At 69.9% G+C, this 15,250-nt stretch carries 15 protein-coding genes and 1 pseudogene; 9 read left to right on the top strand and 7 right to left on the bottom strand.

Annotated features, from left to right (window positions below):
- Window positions 1-42 precede the first annotated feature (42 nt).
- From ACZ7L9_RS30910 to ACZ7L9_RS30920, 3 genes are all read left to right on the top strand, one after another.
- A complete protein-coding gene (locus ACZ7L9_RS30910) occupies window positions 43-1,131 on the top strand; it encodes a fatty acid desaturase family protein (RefSeq protein WP_471420368.1) in 1,089 nt (362 codons plus the stop codon).
- Between the two features lie 87 nt (window positions 1,132-1,218).
- Window positions 1,219-1,401, top strand: a complete 183-nt coding sequence (locus ACZ7L9_RS30915) for a hypothetical protein (RefSeq protein ID WP_471420370.1) — start codon at window positions 1,219-1,221, stop codon at window positions 1,399-1,401.
- A gap of 68 nt (window positions 1,402-1,469) precedes the next feature.
- On the top strand, window positions 1,470-2,000 hold the full coding sequence (locus ACZ7L9_RS30920; RefSeq protein WP_471420372.1) for an MOSC domain-containing protein: 531 nt from the start codon (window positions 1,470-1,472) through the stop codon (window positions 1,998-2,000).
- 101 nt (window positions 2,001-2,101) lie between these two features.
- On the opposite strand, the gene ACZ7L9_RS30925 is transcribed toward ACZ7L9_RS30920, so the two are convergent.
- Both ACZ7L9_RS30925 and ACZ7L9_RS30930 read right to left on the bottom strand, forming a co-directional pair.
- Window positions 2,102-3,103, bottom strand: coding sequence for a hypothetical protein (locus tag ACZ7L9_RS30925; protein ID WP_471420374.1), 1,002 nt, complete (start codon window positions 3,101-3,103; stop codon window positions 2,102-2,104).
- Window positions 3,104-3,220: 117 nt separating this feature from the next.
- Window positions 3,221-3,496, bottom strand: a complete 276-nt coding sequence (locus ACZ7L9_RS30930) for a hypothetical protein (protein WP_471420454.1) — start codon at window positions 3,494-3,496, stop codon at window positions 3,221-3,223.
- Between the two features lie 184 nt (window positions 3,497-3,680).
- Between ACZ7L9_RS30930 and ACZ7L9_RS30935 the strand changes: the two genes are divergently transcribed.
- Window positions 3,681-4,583 (top strand): oxygenase MpaB family protein, encoded by a 903-nt coding sequence (locus tag ACZ7L9_RS30935; protein WP_471420376.1) that lies wholly within the window; start codon window positions 3,681-3,683, stop codon window positions 4,581-4,583.
- Between the two features lie 71 nt (window positions 4,584-4,654).
- Here ACZ7L9_RS30935 and ACZ7L9_RS30940 read toward each other — a convergent pair whose 3' ends face one another.
- A complete protein-coding gene (locus ACZ7L9_RS30940) occupies window positions 4,655-5,251 on the bottom strand; it encodes a class I SAM-dependent methyltransferase (protein WP_471420377.1) in 597 nt (198 codons plus the stop codon).
- A 171-nt stretch (window positions 5,252-5,422) separates the two neighbouring features.
- On the opposite strand from ACZ7L9_RS30940, the gene ACZ7L9_RS30945 reads away from it, so the two are divergent.
- The 4 genes from ACZ7L9_RS30945 (at window position 5,423) to ACZ7L9_RS30960 (ending at window position 9,851) form a co-directional block, all read left to right on the top strand.
- A complete protein-coding gene (locus ACZ7L9_RS30945) occupies window positions 5,423-6,301 on the top strand; it encodes an MHYT domain-containing protein (protein WP_471420379.1) in 879 nt (292 codons plus the stop codon).
- A gap of 109 nt (window positions 6,302-6,410) precedes the next feature.
- Entirely contained in the window at window positions 6,411-8,960 is a 2,550-nt protein-coding gene (locus ACZ7L9_RS30950) for a sensor histidine kinase (protein WP_471420382.1), read from the top strand.
- Window positions 8,957-9,394, top strand: a complete 438-nt coding sequence (locus ACZ7L9_RS30955) for a roadblock/LC7 domain-containing protein (RefSeq protein ID WP_471420384.1) — start codon at window positions 8,957-8,959, stop codon at window positions 9,392-9,394. The genes ACZ7L9_RS30950 and ACZ7L9_RS30955 overlap by 4 nt, the downstream gene beginning before the upstream one ends.
- A gap of 22 nt (window positions 9,395-9,416) precedes the next feature.
- Window positions 9,417-9,851: a DUF742 domain-containing protein gene (locus tag ACZ7L9_RS30960; RefSeq protein ID WP_471420455.1), complete on the top strand. Its 435-nt coding sequence runs from the start codon at window positions 9,417-9,419 to the stop codon at window positions 9,849-9,851.
- 116 nt (window positions 9,852-9,967) lie between these two features.
- On the opposite strand, the gene ACZ7L9_RS30965 is transcribed toward ACZ7L9_RS30960, so the two are convergent.
- The 4 genes and pseudogenes from ACZ7L9_RS30965 to ACZ7L9_RS30980 form a co-directional block, all read right to left on the bottom strand.
- A complete protein-coding gene (locus ACZ7L9_RS30965) occupies window positions 9,968-10,543 on the bottom strand; it encodes a TerD family protein (RefSeq protein WP_189280859.1) in 576 nt (191 codons plus the stop codon).
- Between the two features lie 167 nt (window positions 10,544-10,710).
- A pseudogene (gene tatA, locus ACZ7L9_RS30970) lies at window positions 10,711-10,886 on the bottom strand (Sec-independent protein translocase subunit TatA).
- 177 nt (window positions 10,887-11,063) lie between these two features.
- Complete coding sequence (gene mgtA / locus ACZ7L9_RS30975) at window positions 11,064-13,775, bottom strand: magnesium-translocating P-type ATPase (RefSeq protein WP_471420386.1); 2,712 nt, start codon at window positions 13,773-13,775, stop codon at window positions 11,064-11,066.
- Window positions 13,768-14,133 carry an ArsR/SmtB family transcription factor gene (locus tag ACZ7L9_RS30980; RefSeq protein ID WP_471420388.1) on the bottom strand — a complete coding sequence of 122 codons (366 nt, stop codon included), beginning with the start codon at window positions 14,131-14,133 and terminating at the stop codon, window positions 13,768-13,770. Before ACZ7L9_RS30980 ends, mgtA begins: the two co-directional genes overlap by 8 nt.
- Before the next feature lie 405 nt (window positions 14,134-14,538).
- On the opposite strand from ACZ7L9_RS30980, the gene ACZ7L9_RS30985 reads away from it, so the two are divergent.
- Window positions 14,539-15,165, top strand: coding sequence for a GTP-binding protein (locus tag ACZ7L9_RS30985; protein ID WP_471420390.1), 627 nt, complete (start codon window positions 14,539-14,541; stop codon window positions 15,163-15,165).
- Window positions 15,166-15,250: the final 85 nt, after the last annotated feature.

Below are 15,250 nucleotides of genomic sequence, written 5' to 3' on the forward strand. Positions count from 1 at the left end.
GTTTCTACAGGTCAGCGCAGCTTTTCAGAGACCGGAGACCTCATGCCCCAGGCCGTAGCCACCGTCGTGGAAGGCACCCGTGACGGTACGGGAGATGCTGTAAGTGAAGTAACTGCCGGCCGTACCGGAACCGCCCCGAGCCAGGGGAGCGATTTCGCTCCCCTCCTGCGGGCGGTAAGGGGGCAGGGGCTCCTGGAGCGGCGCACCGGGTGGTACGCGGCGGGCATCGCCACCAACCTGGTCGCACTGGGTGCCGTGCTCACCGGCATGTTCCTCCTCGGCAACACGTGGTGGACCCTCCTGCTCGCACTGCCATTGGCGATCTTCTGGTCCCGCACCGCGTTCGTCGGACACGACGCGGGACACGCGCAGATATCCGGTGACCGCAAGGCGAGCCGGGCCATCGGCCTCGTGCACGCCAACCTGCTGCTCGGCATGAACGAGGCATGGTGGAACGACAAGCACGTACGCCACCACGCCAACCCCAACCACATCGACAAGGACCCGGACGTCGGCGTCGGCGCCCTGGTCTGGACCCAGAAGCAGGCGGCCCAGCGAGAAGGCTTCGCCCGCTGGCTCACCCGTAACCAGGCGCGGCTGTTCTTCCCGATGCTGCTCCTCGAAGGCATCGCGCTCAAGATCTCCGGCTTCCAGTACCTGCGGCGGCAGCCCGCCCGTGAACGGGCCCTCTCGGCACTTCTCCTGGTCGCCCATCTCGGTCTGTACGCAACACTGCTGCTCACTGTCCTGTCCCCGGGGAAGGCCGTCGTCTTCGCTCTCGTGCACCACGCGCTGTTCGGGCTCCACCTGGGCATGGCGTTCGCGCCGAACCACAAGGGCATGGAGATGCCCGACCCCGACGGCGACCGCTGGGGCCACCTCCGGCGTCAGGTCCTGACCTCGCGCAACGTACGCGGCGGCATCCTCACGGACTGGTTCCTCGGCGGGCTCAACTACCAGATCGAGCACCACCTCTTTCCGAACATGCCCCGCCCGCATCTGCGCCTGGCACAGCCCATGGTGCGCGCCCACTGCGAGGCGATCGGCATGCCGTACACGGAGACCGGACTGATCGAGTCCTACCGGCAGGCACTCCAGCACATGCACGAGGTCGGCGAACCCCTGAGGTGAGGATGCCGCGGCCGGCAGGAACCGATGGGGGCGCACAGGCGTTCTCACAGCAGGAGCGGCTTCCGGGCCGCGAAGGAGGCGTGGACGATGTCGAAAAGCGCGAAGATTGCCATCGGGGGAGTCGTCGCGGCAGTCATCCTGATGCCGTTCATCGGATTCTGGCTGTCGCTGCTGGTCCTGATCGGAGTTCCGGCGGTCGCCTATCTGCTGCTGGACCCGAGCCAGCGACGCAGGCTCCGCAGGATCACCCGCAAGGAAATAGGCCGCTGAAGAACCAGCTGAAGCCGAGCCGCTGACATCAAGCTGACAACGAGGGGGACTCCGCTGTGGGCGGGACCGTGACCGCAGTGAGCAGGAACGAGACATATTCGTTCACCAAGCCGAACCGGAAGAGCATCACCCTGCTGGCCGGGCTGGGCGTGGAGGGAGACGTGCACGCGGGAGTCACGGTCAAACACCGGTCCCGGGTCGCGCAGGATCCCACCCAGCCGAATCTGCGCCAGGTCCATCTCATCCACGCGGAGCTGTTCGGTGAATTGCGAGCAGCCGGTTTCGAGGTCGCTCCCGGCGATCTCGGGGAGAACGTCACGACCAGCGGGGTCGATCTCCTCGCCCTCCCCGTCGGCACTCTGCTGCACCTCGGCGACGAGGCAGTCGTCGAGGTCACCGGCCTGCGCAATCCGTGCCTGCAGATCGACAACTTCCGCGACGGGCTCCTCAAGAAGGTCGTCGGCAGGGACGCTGCGGGCCGCATCGTGCGCAAGGCCGGGATCATGGGTGTCGTCACGGTTGGTGGTGTGGTCCGGCCCGGGGACCCGATCGAGGCCGAGTTGCCCGTCGGGCCGCATCGCGCGCTGGAGCGCGTGTAACCGGAGAGCGCGCGACACACGGCGGTGGGGCCGGGGCGCACAAGCTGGTGGGCGGCTGCCGACGATCGGCTGCCGCCTCACGTTGAGCGCCGGGAGCTTGCTCAGGCCGGCCGTACCGCGATGGCGTCCAGGGCCTTCAACAGGCCGGGCAGTTCCGTGCCGCGCCCGACCGGAAGCACCTCGCCCGGTTCCTCGTCCAGCAGGATGAACGCGATGTCATCGGTCCTGGCGACCAGTGACCAGCCGGGGCCGTCGGCGCGCAGCATCCGGGCGTCGCCCGTGGCGAAGGAGGACCGGACACGGCCCGGGGGCGGCGGGGTGTCCACATAGGCATGGGCCTGCGCGAGGGCCCGGCGTACACCGGGATGCGCCCTGGAAGGCTTGTCCTCCGCGGGGTTCTGGGCGGTGGAGCCGGGCCCGTCGCTCCGGTGCCGGCTCTCGGCCCCGGCCTCGATCTCGACTTCGGGCCCGGCTCCGGCTTCACTTCTGACGTCGGTGTCGGCGTCGTCCCGCTCGGTCGGCCCGGCGGACGTGCCGGTGCGGTCGTCGGCCCGGCCCGCGGCCGCGTCCGTGCCGCCGTCCGGAGTGGCGAAGGCCGTCTCGTCGTCGAGCTGCTCGCGCCAGGCCGCCCACTGGTGCGCAATCTCGTCCGCGCCCATGCGCCGCTGGGCCGGACCCCACGACTCCGTGTCGGGAGGTGCCAGCGGCGCCGGATCGGCCCCGTCGGCATCCGGGTCCGGCAACGGATCGTGCGGGGCGGCCACCCCGGGAACAGCGACCCTCACCGCGAGAGGCCAGCCGGGCAGAGCGCAGACCACCGAACGGCCGTCGGGGGAGAGGTCGTACTCCATTCCGCAGTCCCAGGCCGCGATGGCGACCGCGACCAGCGACACGTCCTCGACGACGACGGTCCACCGCGCACCACCGCCGTCCTGGCCGAGGACCAGTCCGTACCCTTCGGCGTACGGTTCGAGGGCGAGCGCCGCACACGCGGCGGGGTAGTCGTCGCCGAGCACGCTCGGGAACTGCGCCGGTGTCAGCAGCACCGCGGTCAGCACATACAGTGCGTCGTCATCCGCGACTGCGTCGCTCGTGCCGGTCACGGCACCCTCCTCGTCCGTCATGGTTGTCCGCCGGCGCACCTTAACCAGTCGGTAACCCAATCGTCGAGGCCCTGACAAGGGAGGACGAGCGGCCCGCGGCCCGACGGACGGCGCACCTCAGTCCGTGGGCAGACCGAGCAGCGAACGGGCCACTGTCTGCGGTGACTCGTCACGCTCGCGGGCCAGCGCGATGACGGCCCGGCAGGCCAACTCGCTGATACCGAAGGAGAGCGCCTCCGGCGACACCCACCCGCTCGCCTCGTCGATCCGCGCCTCATCCTCCTCCACGGATGCCGAGACATACGTGGCGGCCGCCTCGAACAGGTTGTGCTGCTTGCGCCGGTCCTGGTCGAGAGGTGCTGTGGGCCGCTCGCCCTTCCGGTCCGGGGACACAACCTTCCGGAAACTGCTGAATATGTCGATCACGAAGACCGTCCTCCCAAGGACCTGTGAATGCATGACGTGCGAACAGCATCTGGTCGAACATCACCTGCTCGTCCAGCACTTGCTCGTACAACCTACGGTGTTCCCCGCCGACGTAGAGTTGGACCTCCGACCGAGGCAAGGGGGCAGCACGATGAAGCGGTACGACCGGCTGAGGGAGATTCAGCGCCTCGATCCGGAGCGGGACTTCCTCCGGATCTATCGGATCACGGCAACCTACGAATTCCCCTGGGACGTCACCCGCGCTCTCGAACTGGCCCTGTACCGCACCTATGCCGTCCCGCGCATCGGACGACTCCTCGCCGAAACGGCCGAACTGACGGATCGTTCGCAGAAGCGCTACGACGACACCGCGCTCCTCCTCGACACGGTCGTCGAGCACGGCTTCGACAGCACCCCGGGGCGCACGGCCATCCGCCGGATCAATCAGATGCACCGCAGTTACGACATCAGCAACGACGACATGCGTTATGTGCTGTGCACGTTCGTCGTCACCCCGAAGCGGTGGCTCGACAGCTACGGCTGGCGCCGGCTGTCCGACCATGAACTGCGGGCGTGCGCCGTCTACTACCGGACCATGGGCGCCCATATGGGCATCAAGGACCTGCCGGCGACGTATGAGGATTTCGAGCGCACCCTCGACAGTTACGAGGCCGAGCACTTCGGCTGGGACGAAGGGGCACGGCGCGTCTCCGATGCCACGCTGGACCTGATGAGCTCCTGGTATCCGCGTCCCTTGGCGCCCGCCGCACGGAAAGCGGCCCTCGCGCTTCTCGACGATTCCCTGCTGCGGGCGTTCCGGTACGAACGCCCGGGCCCCGCGACCCGTAGCCTCACCCACGGCGCCCTGCGGCTGAGGGCACGGGCCGTACGACTGCTGCCGCCGCGTGCCACCCCGCACTACGCCCGGCAGAACCCGGAGATCAAGGGCTACCCGGACGGCTACGAGGTGGCCGGGCTCGGTACGTTCCCCAGCCCGGGCATCCGCGGCTGTCCGGTAGCGCACCACGGGCGCCCCGACGCCCCGGTCGAATGAGGAGTCGAGCGGGCGGTCGAGCCGGCAGCCGATCGGTCAGGAAGTGAGCAGGACGGCAGAGCGCTCGACCGTCAGTCCCGTACCGCGAGGGCGAGGAATCGGTCGTCCTCGTCGGTGTACGTATCGAGCCGCCAGCCCGAATGCGCCAGCAGCGGACGGAGGTTGGGCGCGGCGCGCAGATCGTCGTCCGTGATCCGGCGGCCATGGCGCGCTGCCAGAGCGGCCCGCCCGATGGGGTGGAAGAGTGCCAGTAGGCCTCCCGGCCGGACCACCCGCGCCAATTCCGCCAGGTCCGGTCCGGGGTGGGAGAGATGGGAGATCAGCCCGGCCCCGAACACCGCGTCGAGCGACCGCGAGCGCAGGGGAAGGCGGGCGACATCGGCGAGGAGCAGAGCTCCGCTCCGGTCCCGCCCCGCCCGTACCGCCGCCTCCAGCATCGCCGCCGTGAGGTCCACGCCCAGGACCGTGCCCCGCGGTCCCACGGCCGCGCGCAGAGCAGGCAGTGCCCGGCCCGTACCGCAGCCGGCGTCGAGCACGGCGTCACCGGGGCCCAGCCCGAGTGTGCCGACGGCGCAGGCGTAGGCAGGCCCGTCATCAGGAAACCGGGTGTCCCAGTCCGCCGCGCGTGCCGTGAAGAACTCTTGGACGTGTGTATGGTCATCGGCCATACGGACATGATCCCGCAGTTGCCGAGGGGGCGGAACAGAGCGAAACATCGGGAAATGGGGTGCATGTTCGAGCACTCTGCGATCGTTCGGGAACATCTCTCTGTCATATTTCAGCAGCTTTCGAAATGCGCCCGGGGCGCGCGCCCCCATCGCGACTAGCGTCCCCGATCCATGGGACACCTGGACCACGCCACCTTCGGCTGGCTGACACCTGCGCTGTCGTATGCGATGGCATGCATCGGCTCCGCACTCGGACTGAGCTGCACCGTGCGGGCACTCGACACGACCGGCCGTTCGCGCCGCAACTGGCTGATCACGGCCGCATCCGCCATCGGCTCCGGCATCTGGACGATGCACTTCGTCGCGATGCTCGGTTTCGGCGTGACCGGCACCGACATCCGCTACGACGTGGCGCTGACCTTCCTCAGCCTGCTCGGCGCCATGGCTGTGGTCGGAGGCGGAGTCTTCGCCGTCGGCTACAGCCGCGACCGGACCAGGGCACTGCTGCTCGGTGGATTCGCCACCGGACTCGGCGTCGCCAGCATGCACTACCTGGGAATGGCGGCGCTCCGCCTGCACGGCACGATCCACTACGACCCGCTGCGCGTCACGCTCTCCGTCGCCATCGCTGTCGTGGCCGCGACGGTGGCACTCTGGGCGGCGCTCAACATCAAGTCCACCCGGGCCGTCGCGCTGGCCTCGCTCGTCATGGGCGCGGCGGTCAGCAGCATGCACTACACCGGAATGCTGGCGGTCTCCGTGCAGGTCACGCCCTCGGGCAGGGACCTTGCCGGGGCCACGGCCATGCAGTTCATCTTCCCCCTGGCTGTCGGTCTCGGCTCGTACCTCTTCCTGACCTCGGCGTTCGTCGCGCTCTCCCCGACGGCCCGGGAACGCGCCGCCTATGTCTACGCCGAACGCACCGCAGCACCGGCCGAAGCGGACTCCACGGAGACCGCACCACACGGATTCACCGGGAGGGGTCCCGTCTCCCGGCCACGACGCGGTGGTCCGAGCGACCGCGACACATCGCCCGCCACTACGCCCTGACACCACCGCGCCCGACATCACCACGCCCCGGCGCCTGTGCACCCGGCCGAACGGCACCGGCCCCCGGCGCCCGCGACACACCCAGCTCCACACCCGGAACGAGGAGGCCATGCGCCCACCCCGCACGACCCCGGAAACCGGTGCGACGGCCGCCGCCCGGCCCACCGCCCCGCCGACGCGTGGACGCCGCGCACATGCGGGACCGCCTGCCGACGAGAGTGCCGAGCACGACGCACAACTGCTGCTGACACACGACCCATCCGCGCCGCGCGGGCGGTGGACGCTGCGTCCCAGGACGGTACGCGCCAAGATCATCTCGTTGCTGATGGTGCCGGTTGTCTCGCTGCTCGCCCTGTGGGGTTTCGCCACGGTCACCACCGCCCAGGAGGTGGCACGCCTACGCCAGTTGCAGCGGGTCGACGGCGACGTCCGGGCCCCGATATCGACCGCCGTCGCGGCACTCCAGAGCGAGCGCCGGGCGGCCGTCCTGCAGACCGCTGCCCCCAGCAGCGTCCAGGCCGCCGCACTGGAGCGGCAGGCCAGGCGCACCGACACCGCGCTCGCCGCACTGCGCCTGGACAGCGACCACACCATCGCCGACACCGGCAACCTCCCGCCCGCGGTCGCCGACCGGCTCGACCGGTTCTTCGCCCTCACCCACCGACTGCGCACCGACAAGAGCGGGGCGGGCGACGAGCGCGCCGTGTACGAGCAGTACACCGCGGCCGTCTCCGCAGCCTTCGGCGTCTCCGGCGCCCTCACCGGAATCCAGGACGACGCACTCGGCTCCGACGCCCGCGTCCTGCTCGAACTCGCCCGCGCCGACGAGATGCTGGCCCGTGAGGACACCCTGCTCGCCACAGCCGCCCGCACCGGAACGCTCAAGGGCGGCCAACTGCGCCTGTTCACCGGAGCGGTGGCCACCCGGAGGAACCTCGCCGAGACCGCGGGCGCGGATCTCCCCGCCACCGAGCGCGCCACCTGGCAGCGGTTCACCACCGGAGCCGCGTATCGGCAGCTCCAGGCTGCCGAGGACAAGGTGGTTGCCGCACCAGCCGGACGCCAGGCGGCACAGGCGGTGCCCGTGACCGACTGGGAACGAGCGGCGGCCCGCGTACGGAGCGAGCTGCGCACCATCGACACCACCGCTGGACAACGCGCCGCCGACCGGACGAAGCCGCTGACCCGCGGACTGCTCAGCCCGTCCGGAGCCGCAGTCCTCTTCGGCTGCGCCGCCGTCGCCGCGTCCCTGGTGATCTCCGTACGCATCGGCCGCGCGCTCGTCGTCGAACTGGTCAGCCTCCGCAACAGCGCCCTGGAGATCGCCCGACGCAAACTGCCCCGCGCCATGCGACGGCTACGGGCCGGCGAGGAACTCGACATCGCGGCCGAGGCCCCGCAGGGCCCGGCCAGCCAGGACGAGATCGGCCAGGTCGGCGAGGCACTCGGCACCGTGCACCGGGCAGCCCTCAGCGCCGCCGTCGAACGGGCCGAACTCGCCGATGGCATCTCCGGAGTCTTCGTCAACCTCGCCCGCCGCAGCCAGGTACTGGTCCACCGTCAGCTCAACCTCCTCGACAGCATGGAGCGCCGGGCCGACGACCCGGACGAGCTGAGCGACCTCTTCCGGCTCGACCACCTCACCACCCGGATGCGACGGCACGCCGAGAGCCTCATCATCCTGTCCGGTGCGGCGCCGGGACGGGCCTGGCGGATGCCCGTACCGCTGACGAACGTCGTACGCGCCGCCGTCTCCGAGATCGAGGACTATGCCCGGGCGGAGGTACGGCAACTGCCCGACGCCGCGGTGAACGGCACCGCCGTCGCCGACCTCACCCATCTGCTCGCCGAACTCATCGAGAACGCCGCACAGTTCTCACCGCCCCACACCAAGGTGCGCGTCACCGGCGAGTTCGTGGGCAACGGCTACGCCCTGGAGATCGAGGACCGTGGCCTGGGCATGGGCAACGAACTCCTCGGCGATGCGAACCGGCGCATTGAGCAGGCGGAGGCGCTCGACCTCTTCGACAGCGACCGGCTCGGCCTCTTCGTCGTCAGCCGACTCGCCGTGCGGCACCACATCAAGGTCCGGCTGCGCACCTCCGCGTACGGCGGGACGACCGCCGTGGTTCTGCTCCCCACGTCACTGCTGCAGAGCGCACTCCCGGCGGCCGAGGAGCCGGCCGCGCCGGGGAACGCCTCGGTCGAGCGCGGGGACGACCGGGACCGCCCGCCCTTCGGACCCGGACCCGGATCCGGTCCTCGCGCGGTGCGACCGCGGACCACCGCCTTCCCCGCGCCAGTACCCGTACCCGCACTCGAATCCCGTACGGAGCCGGCTGCCGCGGTCACCTCGCTGCGCGGGCGTCCGGGCGGCACGGCCGAGCACGGGCCCGGGGCCTGGACGGAAGCGCAGCCCGACGACGGCACATTGCCGCGCCGGGTGCGCCAGACCAATCTCGTCCCGCAACTCCGTGAGGAGCCGCACCCCGACGAATCGCCGCGCGGCGCCCCGAACGACAAGGGTGGCCTCCTGGAGCGCACCCCCGAGCAGGCGCGGGACCGCATGACCGCCTACCGCAACGGCTGGGTGCGCGGCGGCGGCACCACCCCCGGCACTTCCGAGCCCCGTCCACGCAGCGAAGGAGACCACGCATGATCGCTAACGAGAGGACCGGGGATCGCCACACCTCGGGTGAACTCGACTGGTTGCTGGACGACCTGGTGGCACGGGTCGGCGAGGTCCGCCACGCCGTGGTGCTCTCCGGCGACGGCCTCGCGGTGGGCGCCTCCAACGCCCTCAGCCGCGAGGACGCCGAACATCTCGCCGCGGTGGCCTCCGGATTTCACAGCCTGGCCAAGGGCGCAGGGCGCCATTTCCGCGCCGGGAACGTACGCCAGACCATGGTCGAGATGGATGAGGGCTTCCTGTTCGTTGCCGCGGCGGGCGACGGATCCTGTCTCGCGGTACTCAGCACGGCCTTCGCCGACATCGGACTGGTCGCCTACGAGATGGCCCGGCTCGTCAAACGTGTCGGAGAGCACCTGCGTACCCCGCCGCGGTTCGTCGCGCCTGCGCCGACCGTCGGCTGAGCGGGCGGAGACGGCCGTGTCCATGACCGACGGGGGTCCTGGAGGCACCCCGCTGCCCCCGGGCCCGCACGCACGCACAGGCAGTCAGTGGTACGACGCCGAAGCCGGCCCGCTGGTCCGCCCGTACGCAGTGACGGGCGGCCGGACCGAACCGGGCCCCGCCGGCGTGCGGTTCGATCTGATCGCACTCGTCACCCTGGACGACAACGCGCTGGACGGCTCCGAGGAATCCCTGCTCGGTCCGGAACACCGGGCCATGCTCGCGCTCTGCCGGTCGGAAACCCAGTCCGTCGCGGAACTCTCCACCGACGCCGACCTGCCGGTCGGAGTCGTACGCGTACTCCTCGGCGATCTGCTCGAAGCCGGCTATGTGCGGGTCAGCCGCCCGGTACCGCCCGCGCAGCTGCCGGACGAACACCTCCTCCGCGAGGTGATCAACGGCCTGAGGGCCCTGTAGGGGCACCACGGTGATGCGGCCGGTCCCTCGGCACAGGGAGCACACGGTCCGCTCTCCTCTCCCTGTGCCGGGAGGGGAGAGCGGACCGCGCTCAACGGCCGTACGGTTCTGCCGGCTCAGACATTGACGCCGTAGTCGGACGCGATACCGGCCAGGCCCGAGGCGTAACCCTGGCCGACCGCCCGGAACTTCCACTCCGCACCGTGCCGGTACAGCTCGCCGAAGACCATGGCGGTCTCGGTCGAGGCGTCCTCGCTGAGGTCGTAGCGGGCCAGCTCGACGCCGTTCGCCCGGTTCACCACGCGAATGAAGGCGTTGCGGACCTGGCCGAAGCTCTGCCCACGGCTCTGCGCGTCATGGATGGAGACCGGGAAAACAATCTTGGCGACATCGGCCGGGACAGCCGCGAGATCGACGTTGATGGACTCGTCGTCGCCCTCGCCCTCACCGGTCAGGTTGTCACCGGTGTGCTGGACCGAACCGTCCGGGCTGGTCAGGTTGTTGTAGAAGACGAAGTGCAGGTCGGAGAGGACCTTGCCGGCGTCCGAGCACAGCAGCGCACTCGCGTCCAGGTCGTGATCCGCACCCGTGGTCGTCCGTACGTCCCAGCCCAGGCCGACCGTCACTGCGGTCAGGCCGGGCGCTTCCTTCGACAAGGAGACGTTACCGCCCTTGGCCAGGGTCACACCCATGAACTTCCTCCATTGATCCAGTGGTTCAGCGATTCGATGATGCGGTGATCAGCACTTCTTCGGCCGTCACCAGGGTCAACGACGGTGTCGCGCCCGTAGTTCCCTTGCTTGCGCAATTCCTGAAGTAACAAGCTGCGAGGGGTGTTCCCCGTCGGCGAGCCGGGGCCTCACGTGTGCGGGCCGCTCCCGGGACTCGCATCGGACTCCTTCATGGCCTTCGTCTCACTCTTCAGGATCCGCATGGATTTGCCCAGGGCGCGGGCCGTGTCCGGCAGCCTTTCGAGCCGAACAGCACGATCACCACGATCAACACGTGCCAGGGTTCGAGGCCGTTGCGCAACATGTAGGTCCCGCCCTCCCCTGCGCTCTCAACGCCCGCCAGAAGCGGCACCGCGGCGCTCAGAGCGATGCCCGGACCATCATCCGAAGGAGGAGAGCGTGGCGCGGCGAGCACGCACCACGTGCCCGCCGTCGATGCCCGGACCGGGGTCGGAGGCAGGGTGGCCGACGCGCGAGGGGGTCATGAGTACCTCCACTTCCGTTCGTAGCGGGCACGGGCGGCCCACAGCCCGTATGCGTACAGGGCCAGGACCGTTGCGAGCAACAGGTAATAGAGCGGCGGCAGTGCGCTCATGCCGAGCAACGGACCGAGCGGGGTGAGCGGCAGCAGCAGCCCGACCACGGCAAGACCCGACGCGGCCGCGCGCAGCGGACCGCCGCTGCGATCCTCGGCGGTGCGACGGCCGGTACGCAGCAGCAGCATCACCAGAGCCTGGGTGAGCAGGTTCTCGGTGAACCATCCGGAATGGAAGGCTTCCTGCCCGCCCGATGTCGCCGAACCGCGCAATGCGAAGGCCAGCATGGCGAACGTCGCCAGGTCGGCGGTGGCGTTCAGCAGACCGAAACCGGTGATGAAGCGGAGGAAGTCGCGCGGACGCAGCACCGTGGGCCGCCGCAGCACCGAGGGTGCGGGCCGGTCGAACGCGAAGGCGAGCTGTGCCACGTCGAAGCACAGATTCTGCACCAGGACCTGTGCCGGAAGCATCGGCAGGAACGGCAGCATCAGCCCTGCGGCGAGCATCGCGATGACGTTGCCGAGGTTCGACGAGAGCGTGATGCGCAGATACGTGGCGATGTTCCCGCTGGAGCGCCGGCCCTCCGTGATCGCGTGGTCGATGGCCACGAGATCCTTTTCGGCGAGCACCACGTCGGCGGTCTCCCGCGCCACATCGACCGCGTTGCGCGGGCAGATGCCGACATCGGCCGCGTGCATCGCGGGCAGATCGTTGACGCCGTCGCCGAGGAATCCGGTGGTGTGTCCGAAGCCGCGCAGTGCGGAGACGATCCGGGCCTTGTGCTCGGGCGTGCAGCGGGCGAAGACCGTGGCCCGGTCGGCGGCCTGCGCGAGTTCCCCGTCCGACAGCGCGTCGATCCGTTCCGCGGAGACGACCTCACCCGGGTCGAGGCCCAGATCCCGGCAGGCGCGGGCGACGGTCCCCGCATCGTCGCCGCTGAGGACCTTCACGGCGATGCCCCGGTGCCCGAGAACGGCCAGCGCTTCGGCGGCGCTCGAGGTGAGCGCGTCCCGCAGAGTGACGAAGCCGAGGAAGGCCAGCCCCCGTTCGTCGGCCGTCGTGTACGGACCGAGCCGGGCGGGCCGTTCGGTACGGGCCACCGCCAGCAGCCGCAGACCATTCCCGGTCTCACGGGCGGCCAGGGCCTTCAGCCGGTCCCGTTCGCCATCGTCCAGGGCGCACCGGTCGAGCACCGATTCCACTGCGCCCTTCGTCACAAGGGTGTGCGTACCGAGCCTGCCGGGGCTGCGGACGACCGCGGTGGCGAGGCGCCGCACCGGATCGAACGGCAGCGCGGCCACACCGTCGTACGCGGACAGTGCCTCCTCCTGGTCCTCGGCCGCGTCCAGAACCGCCTCGTCGAGTGCGTCGGGGGCGGGCAGATCAGCGAGCTGCAGCGTCCACAAGGCGTTGACCCCGGCCCAGTGCAGCACCTCGGGATCGGACCGGTCCGATCCGTTCAGTGACCGTTCGACCACCGGCCGGTCCTGGGTGAGGGTTCCGGTCTTGTCCAGACACAGCACATCGATCGCCCCGAGATCGTGCAGTGCGGGCAGCCGTTTGACGATCACCCCACGGTTCCGGGCGAGCAGCGAAGCGCCCCTGGCCAGCGCCGTCGTGACGATCACCGGCAGCATCTCCGGAGTCAGACCGACGGCCACCGCGACGGCGAACGGCAGTGTCTCCAGACCACGGCCGCGCAGTGCCGCGTTGGCCATCAGCACCAGCGGCGGGGTGAGCAGCATGAACCGGATCAGCGTCCAGGAGATCCCCTGCACCGAACGGTCGAAGGCGCTCGTGCCGCGGCGGCGAGCGGAATCGTCGTACGCGGCGGCGAACCGGGTGTCGGCACCCGTGGCCGTCACCACCGCCGTACCGCTGCCGGATGCCACGCTGCTGCCCTGGAAGCACAGCTCGGGTTGTTCGAACAGCCCGGACCCGTCGGCCGGCCCGGCGCCGACCGTGAGGTATCGGTCCGGCGTATCGACGGGTTCTTTGGAGACCGGCGCCGACTCACCGGTGAGGGCCGACTGATGCACGGTCAGGCCGCTCGCGCGCAGCAGCCGCACATCGGCGGGTACGAGATCACCCGGGCCGAGCCTGATCACATCGCCCGGCACCAGCTCCCCGACCGGCAGCTCACGCGTCTGTGGGACGTCATCCGGGCCGGTGCGGCGCAGCACGGTCGCGGTGGTCGCCACCAGTTCCCGCAGGGCAGCCGTCGCACGGTCGGCCCGATGCTCCTCCGCGGACCGCAGCAGACAACTGACGACCACGAGCACCAGCGTCACCGACGCGGTGCCCCACGAGGCCACCGCTGCCGAGACCAGGCCCAGACAGAGGAGCACCGAGGTGAACGGATCCCGCAGGCTGCGAAGGAAACGACGGGGCCAGGAGACCGGACGCCAGGCCGGCAGGGTGTTCTCGCCGAACCGCGCCAGTCGTTCCTCTGCCTGCCCCTCCAGTAGCCCCCGCGGGCCGCTGTCCAGCGAACGCAGCACCTGCAAGGAGGTCGGTGCGGCACTCGGCGACGTTGGTCGCGCGAGATCGACGGAGGCGCTCCGGGTGGCCGCCGCGCCCGCTATCGGCACGACGACGGCCGACGAGCGATCGGACTCGGTGCTGCCGGCACCTGCGGCGGCACTGCTCTCAGGCACCGAGCCCACGGAGGCGTACGGGCTGCTCGGGCGCGTGTCCGGCGCGTTCGGCGAGCTGGCCGACCATCAGGCGTACCACGGTCACCACATCGGGGTCGTCGACCAGGTACACCTGCCGGCGGCCCTCGCGCCGTGACCGTACCAGTCCGGCCAGTTTCAGCTTTGTCAGATGCTGGCTCACCGAGGGAAGGGTGCCGCCCACCCGGTCCGCGAGGCCGGTGACATCGCTTTCGCCCTGGGACAGGGCCCACACGATGTGCAGCCGCGCAGGCGTCGCCAGCAGGCCGAAGGCGGCAGCCGCCTCCACCAGTACCTCCGCGGGCGGATCCTCGAAACCGCCGCCGGCACTTGTCGACACTCTTGCTCTCCCTGTCCGCGTAGGGCTGCTTCCCGCGCCCGAAGTACCCAGTGTAGGCGCCGGGCGGTCGGGGGCCGCGGGCCCGTACCTCCGGGAACGCGTGACCCTTGTGCGGGGGCCCGCGCACTCACGACCGGGAATGCGCGAACCACGGACGCGCTCGGAGGGACGCATCGGTGGCTGGACTCATCCGGTTGTGGACCCATCCGGTCATGGAGTGAGCGGGAAACGATCACATCGCTAAAAAAGCGATCCCGTCCCCCGGGGCAGGTGCTCGTTTGCCATGCTGTCGCCGTAGTCACTGTCGACGTAATCATGCTGACGGTTCACGGAATCCGAGCCCTTCAAGACAGCTCTGACCTGCGCATTCAGTGTCTTGGGACTCACTGGTGAGAGAAGTGATCGATGCTTTCCGAGCACGCTGACAACACTCACGGGGTGACGGCCGGGAAGGCCAGGGAGACCGAGGCTCTTGCACTCAAGATATTGGTCGCCGGAGGCTTCGGAGTCGGGAAGACGACGCTGGTCGGTGCGGTCAGCGAAATCCGGCCGCTGCGGACCGAGGAACTCCTCAGCGAGGCGGGACAGTCGGTCGACGACACCGACGGGGTCGATCGGAAGACCACGACCACCGTCGCCATGGACTTCGGACGCATCACCATCCGGTCCGGCCTCTCGCTCTACTTGTTCGGCACACCGGGTCAGGACCGTTTCTGGTTCCTGTGGGACGAACTGTCCCAGGGAGCCCTCGGGGCTGTGGTCCTCGCAGACACCCGTCGTCTGGAGGGCTGCTTCCCGGCCGTCGACTATTTCGAGCACCGACGCATCCCCTTCGTCGTCGCGGTCAACTGCTTCGCCGGTGCCCGCGCATACGGTGAGCGCGAAGTGTCCCGTGCCCTCGATCTCGACCTCGGGACACCCGTCGTCCTGTGTGATGCGCGCGACCGGGACTCCGGCAAGGAAGTCCTGATCCGCATGGTCGAGTACGCCGGGCGGATGCACACGGCCCGGCTCCTCGGCTCGGTGGGCTGACTCTCCCGGCACTCTTCCCTCGCGCGCCACGGAGCCAGGACCCAGCCACATGATGGAGGACCGCTTGCCCCTACGTGGCCCGTAC

The sequence above is a fragment of the Streptomyces sp. NPDC111516 genome (assembly GCF_055635345.1).

Coding starts and splice junctions, on each gene's coding strand:
- ACZ7L9_RS30935 (WP_471420376.1), top strand. CDS start 3,681: ATGAAGCGGTACGACCGGCTGAGGGAGATTCAGCGCCTCGATCCGGAG.
- ACZ7L9_RS30915 (WP_471420370.1), top strand. CDS start 1,219: ATGTCGAAAAGCGCGAAGATTGCCATCGGGGGAGTCGTCGCGGCAGTC.
- ACZ7L9_RS30910 (WP_471420368.1), top strand. CDS start 43: ATGCCCCAGGCCGTAGCCACCGTCGTGGAAGGCACCCGTGACGGTACG.
- ACZ7L9_RS30955 (WP_471420384.1), top strand. CDS start 8,957: ATGATCGCTAACGAGAGGACCGGGGATCGCCACACCTCGGGTGAACTC.
- ACZ7L9_RS30985 (WP_471420390.1), top strand. CDS start 14,539: ATGCTTTCCGAGCACGCTGACAACACTCACGGGGTGACGGCCGGGAAG.
- ACZ7L9_RS30965 (WP_189280859.1), bottom strand. CDS start 10,543: ATGGGTGTGACCCTGGCCAAGGGCGGTAACGTCTCCTTGTCGAAGGAA.
- ACZ7L9_RS30940 (WP_471420377.1), bottom strand. CDS start 5,251: ATGGCCGATGACCATACACACGTCCAAGAGTTCTTCACGGCACGCGCG.
- ACZ7L9_RS30950 (WP_471420382.1), top strand. CDS start 6,411: ATGCGCCCACCCCGCACGACCCCGGAAACCGGTGCGACGGCCGCCGCC.
- ACZ7L9_RS30945 (WP_471420379.1), top strand. CDS start 5,423: ATGGGACACCTGGACCACGCCACCTTCGGCTGGCTGACACCTGCGCTG.
- ACZ7L9_RS30960 (WP_471420455.1), top strand. CDS start 9,417: ATGACCGACGGGGGTCCTGGAGGCACCCCGCTGCCCCCGGGCCCGCAC.